This window comes from Telmatocola sphagniphila, from assembly GCF_018398935.1.
Lineage (GTDB): Bacteria > Planctomycetota > Planctomycetia > Gemmatales > Gemmataceae > Telmatocola > Telmatocola sphagniphila.
In genome coordinates this window covers 5199569-5221383 of the sequence record NZ_CP074694.1, presented here as the reverse complement: position 1 = coordinate 5221383, position 21815 = coordinate 5199569, and the positions used below count along the sequence as shown (strand labels likewise).

The window sequence follows — 21815 nt, the reverse complement described above, 5'->3', positions numbered from 1 at the left end:
GGACGAACGAGTTCTCCGAAGGGGATTCCCACTAAGTCGCGTTGTTCATCACCCTCGGCTCGCTCGAACTTTCATTGAAAATCCAGGCCCTCTTTAACATCTGCAAGGCCCGTCAATCGAAATGCTACTTCAACGAAGCCACCAAAACAATCTCCTTTCTATCGGACACCACGACACCGCCCGGAGGCTCGCGCGTAATCACAAACATCGTGGCTTCCTTCACGGGAATTTTCGGGGTGATCGGAATGATCACTTCTCCCGAGGAATCGACGTTGAAGAGTCCGCCATCGACCGGATACCGTTCATCTCGTTCCTTGTCGAAAATCCAAAGCTGGTATTGCTTACTCGCAGGATCGTTCACCGGCACGCCCTTCAACTTCATGTAGCCTTCCTGCCGTTGACCGCCGCTCCAATAAATCGAGCCGGTGGCTCCGGCGGCAATCTTGAGATCCGGGGCTGTCCCATCGGCTCGCACATACGCTTTCTCGGTTGCCAGAAATTGTTCCAGTTTGCGAGCGGCACTCTCCGAAGTTCCCTTTCCTTTTTCGCGGCCCAGGAAGCTAATGCCAATCAACAACCCGGCTGCCAGAATCCAGCCACCCCAAGAAAGAGAACGACCCAAGAGCGATCGAGTTGTTTCGCGCGCGGCGGAGCTTGGGAAGGCCAGGGAATTTTTCGCACGATTCGCAGGTACAATCCGGTTAGCCTGCGCCTCAATCCGGCGTCGCAGATCCTCTGGCATGCTCTCGTGAGTTTCCGGCATAGCAATACTCGCAAATAGAGCCGCCGCCTGATCCAGGGAGTTTTCATCGAATTCCGGATGCCGGGCCAGTAATTCGGCTAACTCAGCCTGTTCGGCGACACTCAATTCTCCCACGGCCCGGTCGGCCAGCAGATCCATCAAACGCATTTCATCGGCTGTGCTCATGAGGCACCTCCTTCTGCAATCACTCGCCGACCGGTCGCTGCTTCATCCAATACTTCGCGCAGTCGGATCAATCCGCGACGCAAGTGCGTCTTCACCGTTCCCAGGGGAGAATTGGTTTTTCGTGCGATTTCCTCGTGAGTCATCCCCTGAAATATCGCCATCTGCAAAGTCTCTCTCTGATCCATCGACAAAAACTGGAGAGCCTCTCTGGCCCGACTCACTTCCTCCCCATGCTCCAACACTGTCGATAATTCGACGGCTGGAGCACATACGTCGGCGGGAAATTGGTCCAGGACCGGCGTCCGGTCTTCTCGCCGCCGCCGATCAATCAACCGTCGCCGGGCCAGCATGGTAACAAAAGTCATCTCGGAGGAGAGGGAGGGATTAAAACGATGGGCGTTGGTCCACAAATGGAGAAAGATCTCCTGCACGGCATCTTCGAGATCTTCCGGCCGACGCGTATAGCGCTTGGCCAGACCATAGATCCAGCCACCGTACCGATCGAGAAATAATCGGACGGCACTCTGGTCCCCTTGTCCAATTCTGACCAGCAAATCCGATTTTTCGCTGCTTGCTTCCGTTTCCATCGTCTATCCGTGATATCCCGAGGATTGGAACCTACCCGGCTATTGGCGTTTGCTGCCTTACGAACGGCAAAAATCCATCCCCGATCGCCATGAAAGGGGATGGAAGGGTTTTATTCGCATCCAGTCCAAAGCTCTATCGGTTCATCTGCAACGGCGGCATTTGCTGATAAATATCGTTGAGAGCATGACGCAGAGCCCAGGCATTGGTTGTGTAGCAGTGGCTGCCGTTAACCGATTCCACAACCACTAACAGCTTCTTTTTCGATTCCTCGGTGAGAACGTTATCCATCTTCAAGAGGCTAACCGCCGCTTCGTGATAGACGGCCGCACAGGACTGATGATAACCGGCATTGTAGAGGGCGACGCCGCGACCAATCGACTGCTCGATCATTCTAGCGGCATGGTGTAGGGCCTCGCTTGGGGCGGGGGGAAGCAGCACCTTATCGATGACGTGAATGACACCATTTTTTCCCACGATGTCCGTCTTGATGACCTTGGTGTCTCCATTCAGGTAGAGGCTACCGTCTTTGATAGACAGTTTGATTTCCGCACCGTTCAAAGTTTTGGCCGACTTCTCTTCCTTGGCCAGAGCCAAGGCGTCCGCGGCCTTGACCTTTCCCTTGATCACATGATAGGTCAGGATGCCGGTTAACTTCTTCTTGTCGGCGAGAACGGCCTTCAGAGTCTCCTCTCCCAAGGCTTCGAATGCCTTATCGGTGGGAGCAAATACAGTGAAAGGGCCTTCGCCACTTAACGCCTCGACCAGTGCCGCTGCTTTTACCGCAGCGACCAGCTTGCTGAAATCCTTGTTCCCGGCGGCGATTTCGACAATCGTCTTTTCCGAGGTTTGCTTCTCGTCCTTGGCCTGCACAGCGTTGACGAACGCGAAAAACAGACCGGTCAACACTGCCACTCCCAGATAGAACCTTTTCATAGAAACTCCCAAGTGATTTTGATTCGCCGACTGAATCCTGACGTTCAGGACATCTAACTTTTCGCTGGCAGTCGACCCTTGGATTCAAAGCGATCTGTAATTTGCCAATTTTTTCCTCCGAACCTTAACAACATGGAGATGGAGAGGCCAGAAAACTGCGAAGATGCGTAATTCCAATCGCTTATTTGAGTGGATAAGGCTGAACCTGAAATAATTTGTCAGAATAGTTATGTACCGTAGCCGATCCGTAAGGAATTTTTAAAATGAAAGATTCCCACTTTTCCGCAGTGTGAGCCGCTGTTGGCTCGCCGGAACCGCTTGGGATGAACCTCCAACCCTGTTTTCCCGCGGCAGGTCAGCCCCTTCTCGCGGGTGGAGAAACCTAACTTTTTATGGTCAATCGCAACCTATTGCGGCAGTTCGATATTTCGAGCGTCGAGTCGCAAATCGAAGAAGATTTCGAAAAGGAACTCGCCGGCTGGATCGGCGACCAGACGCAGGAATACGAAACGAACAAGATCGTCGAAGGAACCGTTCTGGAAATCCGCGGCGAACAAGTCATGATCGACATCGGATACAAATCCGAAGGGATGATCAGCCTGCGGGAATGGTCCGATGAAGGCATGGAAGGCGTGCCCCCACCAAAGGTCGGCGACAAAATTCAGGTTCTGCTCGAAACGGTTGAAGGCGAAGATGGCGGCATCTCCCTGAGCTACCGCAAAGCCAAGCGACAAAAAGAATGGGAATCGATCCTCGAAAAGCACAAAGAAGGGGATGTGGTTTCCGGCTCGGTCGTCAAAAAGATCAAGGGCGGTCTGCTGGTCAACATCGGCGTCAACGTCTTCCTGCCGGCCAGCCAGGTCGATATCCGCCGTCCTTCCGACATCGAAGAATACAAGGGCAAGACGATCGAGTGCATGATTCTCAAGATCGACGAAGCCCGCCGCAATATCGTGGTTTCCCGTCGCAAGCTCATTGAAGTTCAACGCGATAAGCTCAAGAAGAGCCTCCTTTCGCAGATCGAAAAGGGCCAGGTCCGCAAGGGGATCGTCAAGAACATCGCCGAGTTCGGCGCGTTCGTCGACCTGGGCGGCATCGATGGCCTGCTGCATATTACCGATATGTCCTGGGGTCGTGTCACCAATCCGCACGATGTGGTGAAGATCGATCAGGAACTCGAAGTCTATATCATCAGCGTCGACCAGGAAAAAGAGAAAATCGCTCTGGGTCTGAAGCAGAAGAGCATGTCTCCCTGGGAAGGCGTCGAAGCCAAGTACCCGATCAACAGCAAACACATTGGCGAAGTGGTCAACATCATGACCTACGGCGCTTTCGTGAAACTGGAATCGGGCATCGAAGGCCTGGTTCACATCAGCGAAATGTCCTGGACCCGCCGCATCAACCACCCGAGCGAAGTCGTGTCGGTGGGCGACAAGGTCGAAGTACAGGTCCTGAACATCAACAAGGACAAGCAGGAAATCTCGCTGGGCATGAAGCAGGTCACCCCGAACCCCTGGGACAAGGTGGCCGAGCGCTATCCCCCCAACACGGTGGTGTCCGGTGTGGTCCGCAACCTCACCAACTACGGCGCCTTCATCGAAATCGAAGAAGGCATCGATGGCCTGTTGCACGTTTCGGACATGAGCTGGGTGAAGAAAGTCACCCATCCGAGCGAAGTGGTGCAGAAGGGTCAGAAGGTCACCTGCGTCGTTCTGAACGTCGATCAGGAACGCAAGCGCGTGGCTCTGGGCCTCAAGCAGATGGCCAACGATCCGTGGGAAGGCGACATCCCCGGCCGTTACGCTCCCGGTTCGGTCAAGAAGGGCAAAGTCACCAAGATCACGAACTTCGGCGTCTTCGTCGAACTCGAACAGGGTCTGGAAGGACTGCTGCATGTTTCTGAGCTCTCCGATGACAAGGTTGAGAATCCGGAAGATGTGGTCAAGGTCGGCGACGAGCTGGAAGTGAAGGTACTGCGAGTCGATATCAAGGATCGCAAGATCGGCTTGAGCCGCAAGGATCTCTATGGCGGCGTTCCGGCCGATCTGCCGCCGGAACCGGAGATTCCCGAAGAAGCCGATACCCGCGGCCAGACCGATCGTTCCACTCTGCGGGGTGGTACGGGTACGGCCGGTCCGCTGATTCAGATGCCCGGCATGAATCCGTAAGCATTCTGAGCGGATTAGAAAACAGCAAAGCCATCCGAAATTTCGGATGGCTTTTTTATTGGACTAGGCATTGTCGAAGACCACGGGAAGGCTCAGGATTGACACCTCGAAAAAATGGGTACGCGTTTCAAGGAATTTCACGGATCGTTATTGGCGATTCGCGGGGTGGGACAGGCGATCTGATCCTGTTTTGCCAGGGCCTTCCAGGCAGCATTTTTTAAGGGCTTTCCAGTAAAGGTCATCAGATCATCATTTTTCACATAGTGGAAAACGCGATTTTGATGACCTTAGGCTATTCCTTGGGAAAAACGATGTTTTCGCCCAGGGGTAAAAGAAGCCCGCGAAGAGCCTCCTTCCCTGCGTCCAGTGTAACAAATTGGCAGGGAAAACGCAATAAAAGTTGGGAGTCTTGAAGCCGCGCTGGGAGCTAGCAGCTGGCACGCAAAAACAAGACAGAATAATGGGTCAGGGCAAGCGAATGGATGCCGACGGCCTTCCCGACTCGTGAACGTTCGCGAAAACATACCAGTCGTATATACACCCATCAGCCGCTAAACAAACATTCTGTTAGCACTTTTTAGCCCGACGCGTCAGCGAGGGCACGAATCCTATACACACCCATCAACTGAAAAACATGCCCGTCGATGTCAATTGATCGCTGATTCGAAATCCTACCAGCCAATGTTTCGATAACGGGTAAGATTCACTACGATTGCCCTCGCTTACGCGTCGGGTTAACATGACCTCGCTTACGCGTCGGGTTAACATGACCTCGCTCACGCGTCGGGCTAACATGACCTCGCTTACGCGTCGGGTTAACATGACCTCGCTTACGCGTCGGGTTAACATGACCTCGCTCACGCGTCGGGCTAACTCGACCTGGCTCACGCGTCGGGTAAATAAGACGGGTGATCCCTCAACTCCCCTCCGAAGCAAACCTCACGGCGAAGTAGCCAGTAGATCGTCAATCGCTTTAAGTAGCGCGTCATGAACGAGCGCCGAGACCGACTGACCCCGGCTGTGAGCAAGTGCCGACAGCTTTTCGTACTGGCGCAAGGTCAACGCTCGATTCGCGTCGACTCGTGCCAGGTCCTTCACGTCGAGCCAGTAATCGTTGGCTTTCTTCAGCTGATCCGAATTCAAGCCGAAACCTTTTAAGATCCCCACGGCCATCAGGCGGTCGCCCAAGGGTCCCATGTGGACGCCGTCCGAGGTCAACTGCCGGTCAATCGGCTTTTTGCCCGAGGGGGCAGGTTTGATAGCGGCCTTCATGTCGGCGTTCAAATCGGCGATCAGGCATTTTTTCTCCTTGGCCAACTCATGAAGAAAGGCGTTGTACTGGTCCAATTTTTTGTTGTTGGCATTCGCGGCGTCTTCCCCGATCAGGGTGGACGTGAGGATCATTACCTTGATTCCGGCCGCCTGCGCTTTGTCGACGATCTCGGTGATATTTTTCTGGTAAGCGGGCAGGGGAACGCCATTAGCGCCGTGCCAAACATCGTTGACGCCACAGCTGAGAGTCATCCAGGTCGGTTTTTTACTGAGTACATCCCGTTCGAGCCGAGCGAGCATGTCGTTCGATTTATGACCGCTGATCCCGGCGGGAATCATTTCCACCTGGATCTGATTGGCCTTCAAACCGCTGATCACCAGTTGCACGTAACCGCCGGGATGTCCCGCCCCGGCCTCGGAAATCGAATCTCCCAGAAATGCGATCTTGTCGCCCGTTTTGACGGCCACTTCCTCAGCAGCAACCCAGGGAACCGAGGGAACAGACAGCAGGCACATCGCTAAAAGCATGTAACGTGTCATCAGGGAGGATTCCTTATTTCGAAGTAGCGTTCAATTGGTTGATCTCGAAGGAGATTCTACAAAATACCGGCCCGAGCGGGGTCCGATGGACACTCCTTCCGTTGAAGCTTCCGGCGACTGACACGGATTTCCAGGAGTGAAAGCCGTTTTTTGTCGCTAAGGGAAAGAGCGAGGAAGGACAATGCCGAGAAAAGGTATTTTCGTTCAGTTTTTAAGGAAATTTGCCAATGGAAGAGCTTGGCAGCTAACGCGCGGAAGCTCACCGATGCGAGGTAACGGTGTGTACTCTTACATTTCGATTGCTCAGGTGAACAACCTTTAAAATTAGTCAAATGTGAAGGAATCACCTGCTGCGATGGTCGCCAGATAGCGAAGTTGAAATCTGGCCGCGTAAGTTAAGAATTTCGTCGAGCCATCAACAAATAAGAAATTGGCACCTCCTTCGTGCAAACTCCAATAGTGGTATTTATCGCATTCGTTTTCGAAAGTCCCCGGCGAAAAGGAGTAGTTGATGACGATTCCCAGTCCGGGCCAGTTGGTTTCCAGACCGCCGCAAAGGCTTTGGCCGGGGGGTATGCCGGTGTCCGCTGGAGCTTCAAAATCGGTGGCCGCTTGAAGATTGTCGTGTTGATTCGTGGTATACCACCAACCCATACTGAAGGAAGCCGGAGGCGGTCGCTCGCCGATTGCAACCGTGTTACTGAGCCCGTCCGTTATTTGCGTGGGCCTGACCCCTCGCCTTCTCCCGAACATACCCGAAAAAAAATCGTCGGTGTAGCCAGTCATACCCACGTAAGAGGTATAGGCCCCTTCCTGGCCACGTTTATTCGTCTGCAAACGACTTATCCGACCATCGGCTGGACAAGCATAAACGCGAACCAAAGATCGCCGAAGGTTTTCGTGAGGAGCACTCCAGGGGTGGCTGTTCTGGGAATAGGCAATTTCCGTCTGTTTCCAGAGGTCGTCTCGTTCTATGTAAGGTAGCAGGAATGTCGTCCATCCCACGCCCTCGTATGTAAAGGGAGATCCTTCCGTTCCGTTAAAAATCGGAGAGCGGGGGGGAAATATTTCGAACGCGGCCTGATGATTATGGAGGGCCAGTCCCAATTGACGCAGATTGTTGGCGCAGCTCGAACGGGCAACGGCCGCGCGGACTTTCTGTACCGCGGGCAGAAGAAGCCCAATCAACAACGCCATAATGGCTATAACCACCAGTACTTCAACCAGAGTATATCCTTTTCGAGTTGGAAAATTCGTCAACCCAGATTTAGGCATGATCGTTCTCCCGGTAGGAATCGGACTTTTAAAATCATGGGTCATTGTGCACGATGACTTTGAACGCGAGCTGCTTCCTGACTCCCTCTCGAATCGCGGCAAACTCCAGTTCGAATGTTTCGTTAATCTTGGCGGATTTCGGACCGATATATTCCACATTAATCACTTGATTTGCTTCTCCTCGCCCCGATATCCAATTAATTCGGAAGGGAATCGATTTTGATGGAATGTAATCGAGTTTGAATTTTTCTCCATCCGCCGATCGGCAAATGATTCGAGATTCGTATACGGGATCGGACGAAAGATTTGACCTGGGTAATAAAAGGCTACCGGGTGTAAAAATAAATTCCGGGATGGATGTCGCTACCACGCCAAATCGGACGTAGGGTTTGCCGTCGTCGTAGATCACTAGTTCATCGTCGAAACGTCCCGGCTTCGGGGTTTTGAATCGGATTTCTAGTTGACCCAGTAAAATTTGCCCGTCCTTTTGGGTATACTTTACTCTATCCGATTCACTGGATGGTGTAAAAGCGGCTTGGAACGTATCTGGCCGCGAAGTAGTGATTTTACCTCGGGGAACGTCCGCGGTTCCATCACTGAGAACTTCTAGCTTTTGAATCATTTCCCTATCCAGGAGAGTTTCACCAAAGCCCAGACGATTGGGGACACAATAAATTTCGGCGACAGGCGTGTAATTGATGTAGACGCGATGGAAGATGGGCTTCTCCGCGACGAGTCGAAAATACACGGCTGAGGTTCGGCGAATGCCGGGATCGGATTGCACTCGCAATTGAGCGTAGACTCTGGCTTTTTCGCCGGGAAGAAGTTCGAGTTTTTCGAATTGCTTCTTCAATTCACCTTCGCTTTTGAGAATTTTCATGCAGGAACAATCGCTGTGAAAATCATCGAGTGTGGCCGTCGATTCGCCGCGATTTTCTAGATCCACGGGAACTTCGATAAAATGCTTGTTTTGAACGGATCCCGCTTCCACGAGTTCGGGCATTAAGATGGGACTTTGTGGCGCGACCTGGGATTCAGAAGTACTGTTTGGCGTGGAAGCGTGTCGGAAAATCCCAAACCAAAGAATCAATGCAGTTCCGGCAATCGCCGTCAGCAAGGTCGCTAATCTTTTGGGCATGACTAAACCTCAATTGGTTAATTGCTTATTTTTGAGTCAGGGCGTTAAGCCTTTCGCAAATATCGACTTCCAAAAAACAAACCACCAGCCAGTGCAACAACTACCAGGATTGGCAATAGCCACTTGCGATAGGATGCACTTCGATCGACTCGATTGGGATTCGGATTGAGCTTATCGGGCGTCGGCATTGTTGGGTAGAAAGGTTCGCCAACTCGCTGTCCGCGTCCCTGAGGTACGCCATTAGGACCCAAGGGATAGATTCGATTCTCAATCTTGTCAAAAAGCAATGTACCGGCGGGTGCGTGCGGCATGGCGGGGGGTGAAATGGGCTCATTGATTCGAATATTCGTAATTTCCGCAGTTTTAGTGATTATAAAATCGTCCCCAGTGTCCGATACGGATGTCGAACGAGTGGGAACAAATAGCGTGGGCTTGATCTCCGTCCAGTCGGTTACTTTCCAATCGAATTTCCATTCGACTTCCTTCGCATCCGGTTTTCTTTTATTTTTTGATCGATATGTCATCACGCACCGATTGATAAGCCAATTTCGGCTGGGATCGACCCAGACCTCATAACTGCGAGGTTCTCCATTGATGTCTAAAATCAAGTGAATTTGTCGCGCAGGATGCTTACCTACCCACTCCGCTTTTCTCACTGTACTCCTACTCACGGCTTCGGTGAGTGTGAAGACAGGCGGGGCCTCGTCGGACATTAGACCAAAGGGAAGCACAAACAGACTGTAATCCCAGGGATTTGCATCCAAGATGCGGAAATTGGGATCATAAATGTGGGTATAAGCCATATTTCGATCCGCTTTTTGATTTGGTGCTATCTGAACTGAATAGAGCTTTCCTTTTTCAATTTTGACATCGAGAGTTGTGATTGCATGTGGTTCACGAATTCGGATTAGAGCGGAATTTCGCCAATACTCTGTATTTTTTTTTCCTATCCCTGCAGGGGATTCACATGTTAAATTGCACTTAGAATAATAAGTTTCGATAGCAGCCAGAGCGGATTGATTGCCCGCGCATGCTAATTGAACCAGATCCTCTTTTTTGTCTTGAGCATGGGTGTTCGAACAGAGCAAAAGACAACTTGCGAGTGTAAAAAACAATTTTTTTGTATACATAAATCCGACTCGTTGTAAGAAACTTATGCCAAGCTGGACCAAGAATCGCTGCTGAAGTATTCTTACCCAGCAGCCACTCGATTTTTTGAAATGAAACTAGCTCGACTTTTGAATAAATAAAGCTCACATTGCTACGTGAAAAGACAACGCGGCACTCTTCAACCGACATCTGTAACCTGATCGAGGGTGCTTTTGAAAGAATTATGCCAAGATAATTTTTTCACATTAATTGGCTCTATTTATCTACTTAAGATAGACATTTTGCTTCAGATTCTGAATCAGGATCAATTGCCGATTTTGCCCGTTCAGGGCGTTAAGCCTTTCGCAAATATCGACTTCCAAAAAACAAACCACCAGCCAGTGCAACAACTACCAGGATTGGCAATAGCCACTTGCGATAGGATGCACTTCGATCGACTCGATTGGGATTCGGATTGAGCTTATCGGGCGTCGGCATTGTTGGGTAGAAAGGTTCGCCAACTCGCTGTCCGCGTCCCTGAGGTACGCCATTAGGACCCAAGGGATAGATTCGATTCTCAATCTTGTCAAAAAGCAATGTCCCGGCGAGTGCATGCGGCATAGGCGGTGGAGAAAAGGGCTCGTTGATTCGAATGCTCGAAATTTCCACAGTCTTGGTAATTACGAAATCGTCCCCGGAATCTGATACGGATGTCGAACGAGTTGGAACAAAGAGGGAGGGTTTAATCTCCATCCAGTCAGAAACTTTCCAATCGTGTTTATGTTCGACCTCCTTGGAATCGGGCCTTCGTTTATTTGAGGTTCGATATTTCATCACGCACCGGCTGATGAGCCAATTATGTGCAGGGTCAACCCATACTTCATAACTTCGCGGTTCTCCATTGATGTCTAGAATTAGATGAATTTGCCGCGTCGGGGTTTTTCCAACCCACTCGGCCTTTTTCACGGTGCTTCTACTCACAGCTTCGGTAAGCGTAAAAATGGGTGGAGGGTCGTCGCTCATCAACCCAATCGGGAGCGCGAACAGACTGTATTCCCAGGGATCCGCATCGATCATGTGAAAATTGGGATCGTAGATATGGGTATAAGCCATATTCCGATCCGCCTTTTGATTTGGGGCTGTCACAACAGAATATAGTTTCCCTTTTTCAATTTTCACGTCGAGTGTCGTCACTGCACGCGGTTCGCGAACCCGGATTTGACCGGGTTTGCGCCAATATTCCGTGTTATTTTTACCCGTACCCAGGGGAGATTCCGTAGTTAAATGGCACTTCGAATAGTAGGTCTCAATCGCGGCCAGCGCGGACTGATTACCAGCGCAGGCTAATTGTACCAAATCTTCTTTTTTGTCTTGTCCATTGGCATGGATATTCACGATAGCACAAACCAAAGTCACTGCGAATATAAATTTTGCTAACATAAGCCGATCCTATTCTCAATAACTTATGCCGTGGGGATAGAGAGCGATCTTTTCACGAATTTGAAATGGCCGAGATGCAAATATCTCAGCGAATTATTTTTTATCAACTAGCTCAAAGTCATTCGATTTGAACGGGAAATATATCAAATCGATTTTAATTACCGATTGTACCTGTGTAACCTGAACAAGTCGTCACAGTTACATTATTACAAGCAAGATTCAAACTTCTTGCACCATCAGCTCCGCACAGACCTTTGAATTTATTGCCATCCGTCCCGCCGGGACAGTCGAATGTAGCTGCGCTAGTACAAGGAGTTGTAGTTTCGGTTTCAGTGCACCAGATCAGAATAAGAGAAGTATCTGGGTTTTTGCAGGACACAGGAGGATTGCCGGACACATCCACACAACCGCATGGAACTGTTGCCGCGGGATTACAAACCCATCCACTTGGCGCTGTGCCAGGATTATATGGAACACCTGGAAGTCGCGTCTTTTCTCCCGCATTAGCAAAATTGCTTAATGAAGTCGCGACTGTTACGCCCCCGACAGCCATAATCAGAAGGAAAGCAGAGCGCGACAACCTAAAATCTAGAACCTTGCGAACCATCTGCATTCTTCTGGTTAAGATTACTGATTTCTGGTAGCTTAATCTTTGCTTTATTAATTGTCAATAATAATTTATCTAAAATCGAATTGGTTGTTTGTAAGGCAAATAACTTTAACTTAGGTACTAATTAACTAATTCCCCAGCGGGCAAATTTCGTTGTTTTTACCCACAAGCGCTCGTTAATATAAACTGGCCTGTCCGACTGATTTAGACCTCGATTTTTAAAGAAGAATTCGGTTATCTCCAACTTCCTACTTCAGAGGGGTGTATTTTCAGTTTTAAAACTCGGTCTAATCAACACCCATAAGTAGCGCTAAATTTTCAGGTAAAATTCTGACCTGAATCCTTCATCCGACGCTTGCGACTTTTTCTCTTGCTAACCGTTCGTTTGTCGGAATCCTGCTGTTGAATAAATCCCCAAAGATCCAGGATGAGCAAAAGAGTCAGTCCACCAAGAGCTGCGAGCAGGATACTCCACGTGCCGGGACCTCCGCCGCGCGTCGCGACCTTCGATGACATCGTCACGGCGACCACGACACAACCCAAGTATAAGTAACCTTTGATACTCATGCCCTTCTCCCAACTTGAAGGTTTACTGGAGAAATCGCTCGAACAATCTTGCTCAATTTTCAGGGCGCAGCTGCTTTCGCCAGCGACACTTCCTGCCAGCAGTCGGGTGCCCGTGGCTAATTACCAGCGAGTGAAAGATCGGGTATCTGAAAAGGCCTCAATCCTCATCTCGCGTTAAATTATGAAATCGATGATTGCCCTGTTATAGCGAGGTCTGATATTTTGAATCTGCGCTGGCAGATAGCCAGTTCCAGACAAGGCAAGCCCGGATAACGGGTTAAAGCTAGCCATAGGATGTGGCTTGTGACTACGGTCGCAAACTCTGTTCGACCCTCTTTTCCCTGCACCCCCCTACACCACCACCTTCTCCGAATCCCGCAGTCGGAGTTCCCACAACGGGATCAACTGCGACGAGTTACTCTGGAAGTCGGCCAGAGAGTAGCTATCCAGCACCTTCAGAAATGCTTCCCTCGCCTGATAGAGCGCCCCTTTCAATCCGCAGACCGATGAAATAGGACAGGTATTGTGCACCTCATCGAAGCATTCCACGAGATTGAAATTCGGCTCGGTGCCTCGCACCATCTGACCTACATTAATCTCCTCCGGCTTTTTGGCCAACCGCATGCCGCCGTTGCGACCACGCAGAGCCACAATAAATTCTAGTTCGACCAGCCGTTGAACCACTTTCACCAGATGATGGCGAGAGATGGAATACGCCTTGCTGATCTCCTCCACGGCAACCAGACGTTCCGGGTGAGCCATCAAATACAGCGTTGTCCGAAGGGAATAGTCCGAAAACTGAGTGAGTTGCACGGAAGCCCTCTCTGCAGCAAATGGAATTTGACATGTGCATTCGCACATATCCATCCAAAGAGAGAGGTTATTTGGATCGTTAAAAGCTTATCTTGGATGGACGCCCGGCGAAACCGGGTAAGTATTAATCCCTATGATAGCTAGTCGAAAGCACTTTAGATAGGCTTTTTGGCCGGTTCTTCCTTTTTCTTTTCGGGTTTTGGGGGTTCCGGTTTCACGCTTTGCAAGTATGCCAGCACCAGCTTGGCCCGGTCCTTACCCATGCGGGCATGCATATAAAGATCGATGCCATGCGGCCCCTTGGCATCAATGAGCGCTGGATAAATTGTGATCATACTTTTCACAACATCCAGCATACCTAAAGAAGTGGCCGCGAAAATATCGATTCGGGCTCCTTTGGAGAGCAGAAATTCGGCGATTTCGTGATTGCCCAGATGCGAAGCCCCACCCAGGGCCGTTTCCCAGTCGCCAGCTCCCCAGTCCATGGCGGCGTTGAGCAACTTCGGCTCTTTTTCCAGGAGCTTCTTCACCATCTCCAGGTCATAGTGACCAAAGAGCACGAAATCTTCCACGAGCTGCGGCTTCAAACTCGGCTTAGCGCGCTTGGGAGTATACTTGGGAGCCGGATAATCGCGTTCCTCGCCCGCGTTTGCCAGACTCGGTATCGTCACGGCGGCCGCTCCCGCGGCCAGAAACGCCCGGCGATTCAGATCATCCATGTTCGATGCCCTCACTTCCCACCGGAAGTATAAAGTATGCTTTTAATCTCACTACCAATTAACAACTTCACTCAGCATAACGCTGGTGAATGGTCGGAATCAAATATTCTTCAAAAGCTTTGGTGAAATTGTAACGCGGTTCGAAACCCCAGTCGCGTCGGGCCGTTGAATCATCAACCTCGGCTGGCCAGGTATCGACGATGCCCTGTCGTTTGGTATCGACGACCGTCGACAGTTCCGCTTTGGGAAAAGCCTTGCGAACCACGGCTGCGACATCCTCGGCGGTCGGGCTGAACGCATCGATATTGTAAACGTGCCGGGAGAGCTTCGATTTATCGGCCAAGGCCAGTTTGATCATGGCTTCAATCGCATCGGGCATGGCCATGAAGGGGATGCGAGTATCGGGCCGGACGAAGCAGGCATAGGGCTTGCCCTGCGCCGCCGCGTGAATCATCTCCGGTGCAAAGTCGGAGGTACCACCCGAAGGAAGGGTGATGGCCGAGATCAGACCGGGAAATCGGATGCCCCGAAAATCGACCTTACCTGCCAGCGGAGTTTCCGAGAGCTGCTTGTAGTGCCCGGCGTAGTAGATCCCCAGATGTTCGCCATAGAGCTTATTGCAGCCGTACATGGTGGTGGGCGTGTTGAACTGCTCTTCCCGAACGCGACCCGCTTCGGCCTTCGCTTTCAAATTGGGAATGCCGTAAGCGGCAATCGAAGAGGGATAAAGAAACACTACGGGGCGGCCGTGCGATTCTCCTTCGCGCTGGGCGAATTCCAGCATCGCCAAAGTGCCTTCGACGTTGACCTTATGAGCCACCAGCGGCGCGAATTCCCCCCCGGTGGAAAGCACGGCCGCCAGGTGGAAAATCATATCGATTTCGAATTCGGCCAGGATGCGATCGAGCAGTGTGCTATCGAGAATCGACCCGATGTAATGCTGCCGGACTTTCGAACTCAACCCGGGGGCGAGTGGCGCCAGGTCGAGGGTGACAATCGGTTTTTTCTGGCTGGTTGAAAGTCGCTCTATCAAACCGTGGCCAATTTCGCCGGAAGCCCCGGTAATTAAAATAACTGGTGTTCGTGACATGGGTTAAGAATCGGATCCTGATCAGGCGATGTTCTGCCGGGAGAAACTCTGCCCGGTCTATATCGTATTTTTCCTAAATGAGAGGCCGCGGCCTTTCAAGGGCGACGGAAGCAAAACGGCGAATTAACGGGTAATTTCGTCGACGAGCGCCTGGCAGTCGTACAGCTTTTTCAAAGCTTCGAGAATTCCCTTCGAGTGCACGGCGATGTGCCGGGCCTGCACGTCGGTATACAGGAAGTTGCGAACCAGACCGTAGCGGTTGCGATCGAAGTTGATGCCAATGAACTCTCCTTTTTCGTTCAGCACGGGGCTGCCCGAATTGCCGCCGATGGTATCAGCGGTGGAGACAAAATTGAAGGGAGTCTTCAGATCGAGCTTGGATTTGCCTTCGAGCCAGCGTTTGGGGAGTTCGAACGGTTCGCGATTCTGCAGCTTAGTGGCTCGCGAATAGAGCCCTTCGAAGGTGGTATGAAACGGAATATTCTCTTTCGCGTCGGTTTCGTAACCTTTAACAGTGCCGAAGGCGATGCGCAGTGTGAAGGTGGCATCGGGCGCGACCGTTTTGCCGAACGCCTTGAAGCGCAGTTTGGCGAGTTCGCTGAAAGCCTGCCGTTCCGGCTCTTCCACTTCCTCTTCGTACAGGGTGCGGAAGGTGCGGGCATCGGCATCGACCATGCGGGCCAGCTGCACCATATCGTCGCTGGTCACATCCAGACCCTGAACTCCCTGACTGACCAACTCTTTGCGGAATTCCGGATCGAACAGCTTGCACCGATTGATGATCGAAGTGGCGCGCTTCTGCGGATTGGCGCCGCCGAGGATTTTTTGGACGATCGGGGCATCCCGGCCGAAGACTTCAGCGAAGAAGGTCAAGGAGGCCGTCAATTTCTGGATTTCCAGATCCTTGTGGATCGGGGCGGGGGAGAACAGCTGGAGCTTCAGCGATTCCAGGTTGGAATCGCGATACTCGCGCAGGCGTTCGGAATTCGGCTTGGCCGTTTCCTCCGCCAGCCGCACGATATGACGGGCGATAGTGAACAGCTCCGAGGTGAATGCATCGCCCCGTTCGAGCATCGAGTATTCCTTCTCGAATTTTGTGAATTCCTTCTGGATATCAGCGATCCGCTTCTGAGCTTTCAGGAACTTATCGAGTTCCTCTTCCCCCTGATCCAACTTGACGCGAAGCTGAAAATTGGTCTCCTGCTTCTTTTTCTCTTCGAGAACGGTCGGATCGAGCAGACCCGCATACTGGCCGGAGAACGCTTTGCGGCTATTGGCCACCCGGCGCAAGTCGTTGTTCGCTTGCCGTCGTTCGTCCGGCCCTTTTTCGCTGTACTGGGTTAAAGTCGCTTCCATCATGCGAAGCCGGGACAGGTTGATGGGCAGGGTGACATCGCGGCGGTGAATCAGCTTGTCGTAGGTTTCCAGACGATTGGTCGTGCCCGGATGGCCGGTGACGAATACCAGACTGTTCTCGACCGGTCCGTTGGGATTGAACTTGAAGTAATTCTTGACCTGGGCCGGCTTGTCGTTTTCATAGGCCCGGAAGAAGCAGATATCGAGGCAGAACCGCGGGTACTCGAAATTATCGACATCGCCGCCGAAGTGGGCAATGTTCTCTTCCGGGGCGAACACCAGCCGGACATCGACGTACTTCTTGTAGCGGTAAAGGTGATAAGCTCCGCCCTGATACAAGGTGACGATATCGCTGCGAAGCTTGGTCTTTTCGGTCGATTCCTTTTCGATCGCCGACATCGCTGCACGGCGAGCGGCGGAGGCTTCCGCGGGACTCATGTTCGGCTTCACCGCATCGTTCACCTGTTGAGTGACATCGACAATTTCCTGCAGAACGTTCAATTCCAGGTCGTTGCATTTCAATTCCTCCGACTGCTTTTTAGCGTAGAAGCCGTCGCGGAACAGATTGCGGTCCTTGTTGCTCAACTTCTGCAGGGCGTCGGCCCCGATGTGATGGTTGGTGATAATCAGACCATCGGCCGAGAGAAAGCTACCGCTGCCGCCGTTGTTGAAGCGGATCGAAGAAAGCCGGGCATTCTCCAACCATTCGGGAGTGAGTTCAAAATTGTACTTCGTCAGAAGAATGCTCGTGGGGGGCTCGTTCAAAAGCCACATACCTTCATCGGAATAAACCGGCATGGTCGTGATGCCTCCTAAGCCCACGAAAAGTGTCAGAGTAAAAACCGCGAAGCGCGTCATAGGGTGTATTCCTGCGGTGATCGAATAACGAGTCGCTATTTTAAGAATCGACATGGAATGGAACCACAAAAGGATTCTGTGCTGGCAGATTATTCTTCAGTTTGGTTCAATGGATGCCCTGCCAAGCTTCTTCCGATTGGAATTCTCCGATGAACAGACGCTCATTTTTGCAGACCCTGGGTTCGCTGACCACGCTGCCGATAGGCCTTCACGCGGAGGATTCCCCGCGCAGCCAGCCGCCGCAACGGACCAAGGCTCCCCAGAAGAAACTGGCCGTGGTTACCTCGGTTTATAAATATCTTTCGCACAGTTACCACATTTGCGGCCGATTTCTCAACGGCTATCTGCTGCCCGATGGTCAGTATCACTTCCCGAGTAGTGGGATTGCCAGTTGCTACGTCGATCAGATTCCTGCCGAGGATTTAAGCGGGGATCTGTCGAAGAAGCATCAATTCCGACGGGCCAAGACCATCGAAGAAGCCCTGACCTTGGGCACCGGGCAACTGGCCGTCGATGGGGTGCTGCTGATCTGCGAGCATGGCGAGTATCCTTACAACGGCAAGCAGCAGAAACTCTATCCCCGTTATGAGATGTTTCAGAAAATTGTTGAAGTGTTTCGCAAATCGGGCCGAAGCGTGCCGGTTTTCTGCGACAAGCACTTGTCGTACGACCGGCACAAAGCGGCTAAGATGGTGGCGACCTCTGCGGAATTGAAATTCCCCATGTTGGCCGGTAGCAGTCTGCCCGTAACCTGGCGCCGGCCGGAACTGGATCTGCCGCTGGGAACCAAAATGGAAGAAGCTCTAGTCGCTTCGCGGGGCGAGCTGGAAATCTACGGCATCCACGCCCTGGAAGCTTTGCAGTGCATGGTCGAACGCCGGTTTTCGAGTCCTGCGGAAACCCCACCGAACCAGGGGGTGCGAAAAGTACAATGTCTGGTCGGCGATGCGGTCTGGAAAGCGGGCGATGCGGGGCAGTGGTCCTGGAAGTTGCTGGAGGCCGCGCTGAGCCGAAGTAGTAGCCGAAATAATGGCGATATCAAGGAGAACTGCCAGCAGTGGATGAAGACCGGCCTCCGCAATAAGGATCTGAATCAGAGCCCGGTGGTATTTCTGATCGAGTATAACGATGGCCTGAAAGCGACGATTCTTCAACTCGATGGCCATGTGGCCGATGAAACCTTCGCGGCCAAACTCGCGGGGCAGGAGAAACCTGTCAGCACGCTATTCTGGCTTCCACCGCCTCCCGGCGCGGCCTTCCTGGAAGCTCTGGCGATTCAGGTCGAAAAATTCATGGATACCGGCAAGCCGACTTATCCGGTGCAGCGCACGCAACTGACGGGCAGCATTCTCGATTATGCGTTGGAATCGCGTTCAAAAGCGGGTCAGGTGCAGAAGGTGGAAGACTTAAATATTGCGTATTATCCGCCGGAGGATAGCGGGTTTATGCGGGGTGATTATGCTCGTTGAAAATCGTCTAAAGTTACAAAATAAGTTAACCGCAGAGCACACAGAGATCACAGAGGGGAGTCGTGAATAAAATCAGAATTAAGTGTTAGAGCGGCGCTGGTTTTATTTGAGGGATTTCGCTCTGTGCCCTCTGTGTTCTCTGCGGTTAAATGTATTTGAAAAAATACTAAGGCGCAGAGTATATAGAAGAGAACAATTGGAAGTGCCCAACTGGGTGACTATCTTCCCCGCTTCTCCGTGTTCCACAACCGGAAGCCGATATCTTTGCTGAGCCCGTTGCTGCCCTGGGCATATTGGCCCCGCTCGAAATTGGGATTTTGATTCGGTAAAACCGCACCCCCATCATCGAGGCGGTCTTCCCCAACACTGTAAATGACGATTCCATCGCGAAGAGTCAAAAATTTCAAAGGGGTTTCGGTGTAAGGATCCACATCGATTTTTTCAATGAATTTCGGTACAAGTTCCTCGAGCGACTTGGGCCAGCGTTTGTTGGCCAGACGAAATCTTTCGCTGGCGATGCTCAGAAGGGTGCAACGGAGCAGCGCTTTCCGCCGGGGTTCACTTCGTTGATAAATTTTGCTGACACTGGGAAACAGTAAGTTCGTCAGCAAAGTTTTGGCTTGAAACATTCCTCGAGAGACTTTGAAACTCTCATCCAATTCCTCAAATTTTTGGTTTCGCTGCTCTAACGGCAGCCGGTAGGCTTCCATATACGCTGTCATCATTTTTAAAGCATAAGCCTGATCCGCCTTGGCGTAGGGGGGATAGCGGAACGTCAACAAGGCCGACTGGAATTGGTTGGGTTCATTGGGGGAAGGCCCAGCGAGGCCATTGAGTACCCGTAAACTTTGTTTGTTCAATCCCAGATTTTCTCCGAAATATTTCACCATGTAAAACATGATGGCCCGCTCGCAGCGCAAAGAACGATAGGGGAATTCATCGGCCAATTCCTCGGCCAGTTCCTTTTGTAATAACGCCAGTTGCGCTTCCGTCGTTTCACCCTGGGAGAGCATTTCCTGAAGGCTTTGACAAAAAATGGTATCGATGGCAATGCGAACGAGTGCGGCGATCAGGAAACCTTCATCGCCGAAGGAGCGAGCCGCATTTCGCATCGCGCGCAAGTCCTGCACGCAGGTGTCGAAATTTCCCAGCTGGGACTGCATGCGGATATCCCACTGCAGGAGAGATGCTACGACCCGGGTATCCTGTACCGTGGGTAACAAGGTGCTGATGATATCTTCCGAATACTGGATCCGATGTCGTCCTTCGGGATAATCCACCAGCTTTCGACAGAGCTCGACAGCCTCCCTACGATCATTCAGATACGTGCTGACCCACTCGCAGACCTCCGGTGGCATCTTCTCCGGAAGAATGCGCCAATCGTGAATATTGGGGTCGATTTCTAAGATTTTGAACTTAGGAGCGATGAAGATTTGTTTCAGAATGGTGAAGCTGTTTTTGTCGTCGGGGATCGTCCAGGGCCGGTTAACGAACGACTCCCAATCCCAACCCGGATCTTCGCGATTCAGTCGCTCGACGATCTCCTGAAGTTCCCGGGCCGAATCCCGCCCGATCTTCCAGCGGTACAGAGCCAGGCTTAGATAAAAACCGAAACACAGGAGACTAAAAAACAGTCCCCAGCGAAGGGACCGATTTTTGGGAAGTGGAATTTTCATGGGTGGAGAGGGAGTTGGGGGCGTTCAGCGTTCAGCGTTCAGCGTTCAGCGTTCAGCGTTCAGCGTTCAGCGTTCAGCGTTCAGCGTTCAGCGTTCAGCGTTTGATAGTCCATTTTGAACTACTCTACGCCATGCTGGTAAAAATTTGAACTAATTTCCGCCGTGCGGACAAAAAATGATAGCCCGATCTTCTAGCTGATAGCTGATAGCTGATAGCTGATAGCTTACCGCTTTCCTACAAGCTCACGTTATCCGGCAAATCGACCGAGACCGGCTTGGAGCCCGGCTCGATACCGGCGAGGTGGTAGTCGAAGAAGGCCTTCACGTTTTCGCGATATTCCGCTCCGGCGACATTGAGAGCCTGATTGTGCTTAGCCCCGGGAACAACCCAGAATTTCTTGGGCTGGGCCGCACGACGATAGAGGTCTTCGGCCATCGACACGCGGATATAAGTGTCCTTCTCGCCATGAATCATCATCAGCGGCCGTTTCAGCTTCTTCATGGCCGGTTCGATGTGCATGTATTCGACTTGCAGCACTTTGCCGAGCTGACGAACGCCGCTCTTGGCGAACATGCTGAAGAACCAGTCGGGCAGCAGGTCCTTAAGCATATCGTTGTTGCTATAGATGTTGGCGAACTTTCGGATGTAGGGAATCATGGTCCCGACGGTGGCGAACGCCCCATCAGTGACAACACAACGGATGTAGGCGTGCTGGGAAGCGGCCATCAAACCGGCACTTCCCCCCTTGGAAATACCGAAGAAGCCAATGCCGTTGGGATCGGCGTCGGGCCGGGCCTGGAGATATTCGATGGCGAGCAGGGTGTCTTCGAGTTCATAGCGGGTCAGCCATTGCAACGGCTTGTAGTTGGCGATGGCAGAGCTTTCGCCCTGGCCGCGCGGTTCGAAAGCGAAAACATCGTACCCATTTTTGAGCAATTCTTCACAATAGGGCAGGCAGGACCAGCGATTCGAACCGTATTCCAGACCAAAAAGAATTACCCCCTTGCGCTCGGGAGCTTCGCTCTTAAGATAACATCCACAGAGGTTGCCACCATCCTGCGTGGGAATGTTCACTTGCTCGGCCCGATCAATCCGGTCGCCGCGCGGGATGATGAAAAGAGGCTTTTCCTGGAATATGCGTAGGAGTTTACCCTCGAATTTGGTCTTCACATAATAGAACATCGCCATGACGAGCAAAAAAGCCACGGCGGGTGGTGCGAAAACTATGATGATTCCCAACCAGACTAAACTCATCAGCTAAGCACTCCAAAAAGACCGGCGAAAC

Annotated in this window: 16 protein-coding genes and 1 pseudogene; 2 read left to right on the top strand and 15 right to left on the bottom strand. The window is 51.8% G+C overall.

Annotated elements, in window-relative coordinates; translation table 11 throughout:
* Positions 1 to 124 precede the first annotated feature (124 nt).
* The 3 genes and pseudogenes from KIH39_RS20940 to KIH39_RS27265 all read right to left on the bottom strand — a co-directional run.
* Positions 125 to 928, bottom strand: a complete 804-nt coding sequence (locus tag KIH39_RS20940) for an anti-sigma factor (RefSeq protein ID WP_213495170.1) — start codon at positions 926 to 928, stop codon at positions 125 to 127.
* A complete protein-coding gene (locus KIH39_RS20935; RefSeq protein WP_213495169.1) occupies positions 925 to 1515 on the bottom strand; it encodes an RNA polymerase sigma factor in 591 nt (196 codons plus the stop codon). The genes KIH39_RS20940 and KIH39_RS20935 overlap by 4 nt, the downstream gene beginning before the upstream one ends.
* Positions 1516 to 1942: 427 nt before the next feature.
* A pseudogene (locus KIH39_RS27265) lies at positions 1943 to 2449 on the bottom strand (fasciclin domain-containing protein); the annotation flags it as partial.
* Between the two features lie 392 nt (positions 2450 to 2841).
* Between KIH39_RS27265 and KIH39_RS20925 the strand changes: the two are divergent.
* Positions 2842 to 4617 (top strand): 30S ribosomal protein S1, encoded by a 1776-nt coding sequence (locus KIH39_RS20925; protein ID WP_213495167.1) that lies wholly within the window; start codon positions 2842 to 2844, stop codon positions 4615 to 4617.
* 939 nt (positions 4618 to 5556) lie between these two features.
* Here the strand turns inward: KIH39_RS20925 and KIH39_RS20920 are convergent.
* From KIH39_RS20920 to KIH39_RS20875, 10 genes are all read right to left on the bottom strand, one after another.
* Positions 5557 to 6429 carry an SGNH/GDSL hydrolase family protein gene (locus KIH39_RS20920; RefSeq protein ID WP_213495166.1) on the bottom strand — a complete coding sequence of 291 codons (873 nt, stop codon included), beginning with the start codon at positions 6427 to 6429 and terminating at the stop codon, positions 5557 to 5559.
* Between the two features lie 324 nt (positions 6430 to 6753).
* The gene (locus tag KIH39_RS20915; protein WP_213495165.1) at positions 6754 to 7704 is read right to left on the bottom strand and encodes a DUF1559 domain-containing protein; all 951 of its coding nucleotides are present in this window, start codon (positions 7702 to 7704) and stop codon (positions 6754 to 6756) included.
* 34 nt (positions 7705 to 7738) lie between these two features.
* A complete protein-coding gene (locus KIH39_RS20910) occupies positions 7739 to 8842 on the bottom strand; it encodes a hypothetical protein (protein ID WP_213495164.1) in 1104 nt (367 codons plus the stop codon).
* 44 nt (positions 8843 to 8886) lie between these two features.
* Positions 8887 to 10014, bottom strand: a complete 1128-nt coding sequence (locus KIH39_RS20905; protein WP_213495163.1) for a hypothetical protein — start codon at positions 10012 to 10014, stop codon at positions 8887 to 8889.
* 271 nt (positions 10015 to 10285) lie between these two features.
* The gene (locus tag KIH39_RS20900; RefSeq protein ID WP_213495162.1) at positions 10286 to 11371 is read right to left on the bottom strand and encodes a hypothetical protein; all 1086 of its coding nucleotides are present in this window, start codon (positions 11369 to 11371) and stop codon (positions 10286 to 10288) included.
* Positions 11372 to 12299: 928 nt separating this feature from the next.
* Positions 12300 to 12548: a hypothetical protein gene (locus KIH39_RS20895; RefSeq protein WP_213495161.1), complete on the bottom strand. Its 249-nt coding sequence runs from the start codon at positions 12546 to 12548 to the stop codon at positions 12300 to 12302.
* Between the two features lie 351 nt (positions 12549 to 12899).
* Positions 12900 to 13361, bottom strand: a complete 462-nt coding sequence (locus KIH39_RS20890) for an Rrf2 family transcriptional regulator (protein WP_213495160.1) — start codon at positions 13359 to 13361, stop codon at positions 12900 to 12902.
* A gap of 155 nt (positions 13362 to 13516) precedes the next feature.
* Positions 13517 to 14080, bottom strand: a complete 564-nt coding sequence (locus KIH39_RS20885; protein ID WP_213495159.1) for an ankyrin repeat domain-containing protein — start codon at positions 14078 to 14080, stop codon at positions 13517 to 13519.
* 67 nt (positions 14081 to 14147) lie between these two features.
* The gene (locus KIH39_RS20880; protein WP_213495158.1) at positions 14148 to 15170 is read right to left on the bottom strand and encodes an NAD-dependent epimerase/dehydratase family protein; all 1023 of its coding nucleotides are present in this window, start codon (positions 15168 to 15170) and stop codon (positions 14148 to 14150) included.
* Between the two features lie 123 nt (positions 15171 to 15293).
* Entirely contained in the window at positions 15294 to 17384 is a 2091-nt protein-coding gene (locus tag KIH39_RS20875) for a S46 family peptidase (protein ID WP_213495157.1), read from the bottom strand.
* Between the two features lie 149 nt (positions 17385 to 17533).
* Between KIH39_RS20875 and KIH39_RS20870 the strand changes: the two genes are divergently transcribed.
* Positions 17534 to 18853 (top strand): hypothetical protein, encoded by a 1320-nt coding sequence (locus KIH39_RS20870; protein ID WP_213495156.1) that lies wholly within the window; start codon positions 17534 to 17536, stop codon positions 18851 to 18853.
* A gap of 218 nt (positions 18854 to 19071) precedes the next feature.
* On the opposite strand, the gene KIH39_RS20865 is transcribed toward KIH39_RS20870, so the two are convergent.
* Positions 19072 to 20529 carry a hypothetical protein gene (locus KIH39_RS20865; RefSeq protein WP_213495155.1) on the bottom strand — a complete coding sequence of 486 codons (1458 nt, stop codon included), beginning with the start codon at positions 20527 to 20529 and terminating at the stop codon, positions 19072 to 19074.
* A gap of 235 nt (positions 20530 to 20764) precedes the next feature.
* A complete protein-coding gene (locus KIH39_RS20860; protein ID WP_213495154.1) occupies positions 20765 to 21784 on the bottom strand; it encodes an alpha/beta hydrolase in 1020 nt (339 codons plus the stop codon).
* Between the last annotated feature and the right edge of the window lie 31 nt (positions 21785 to 21815).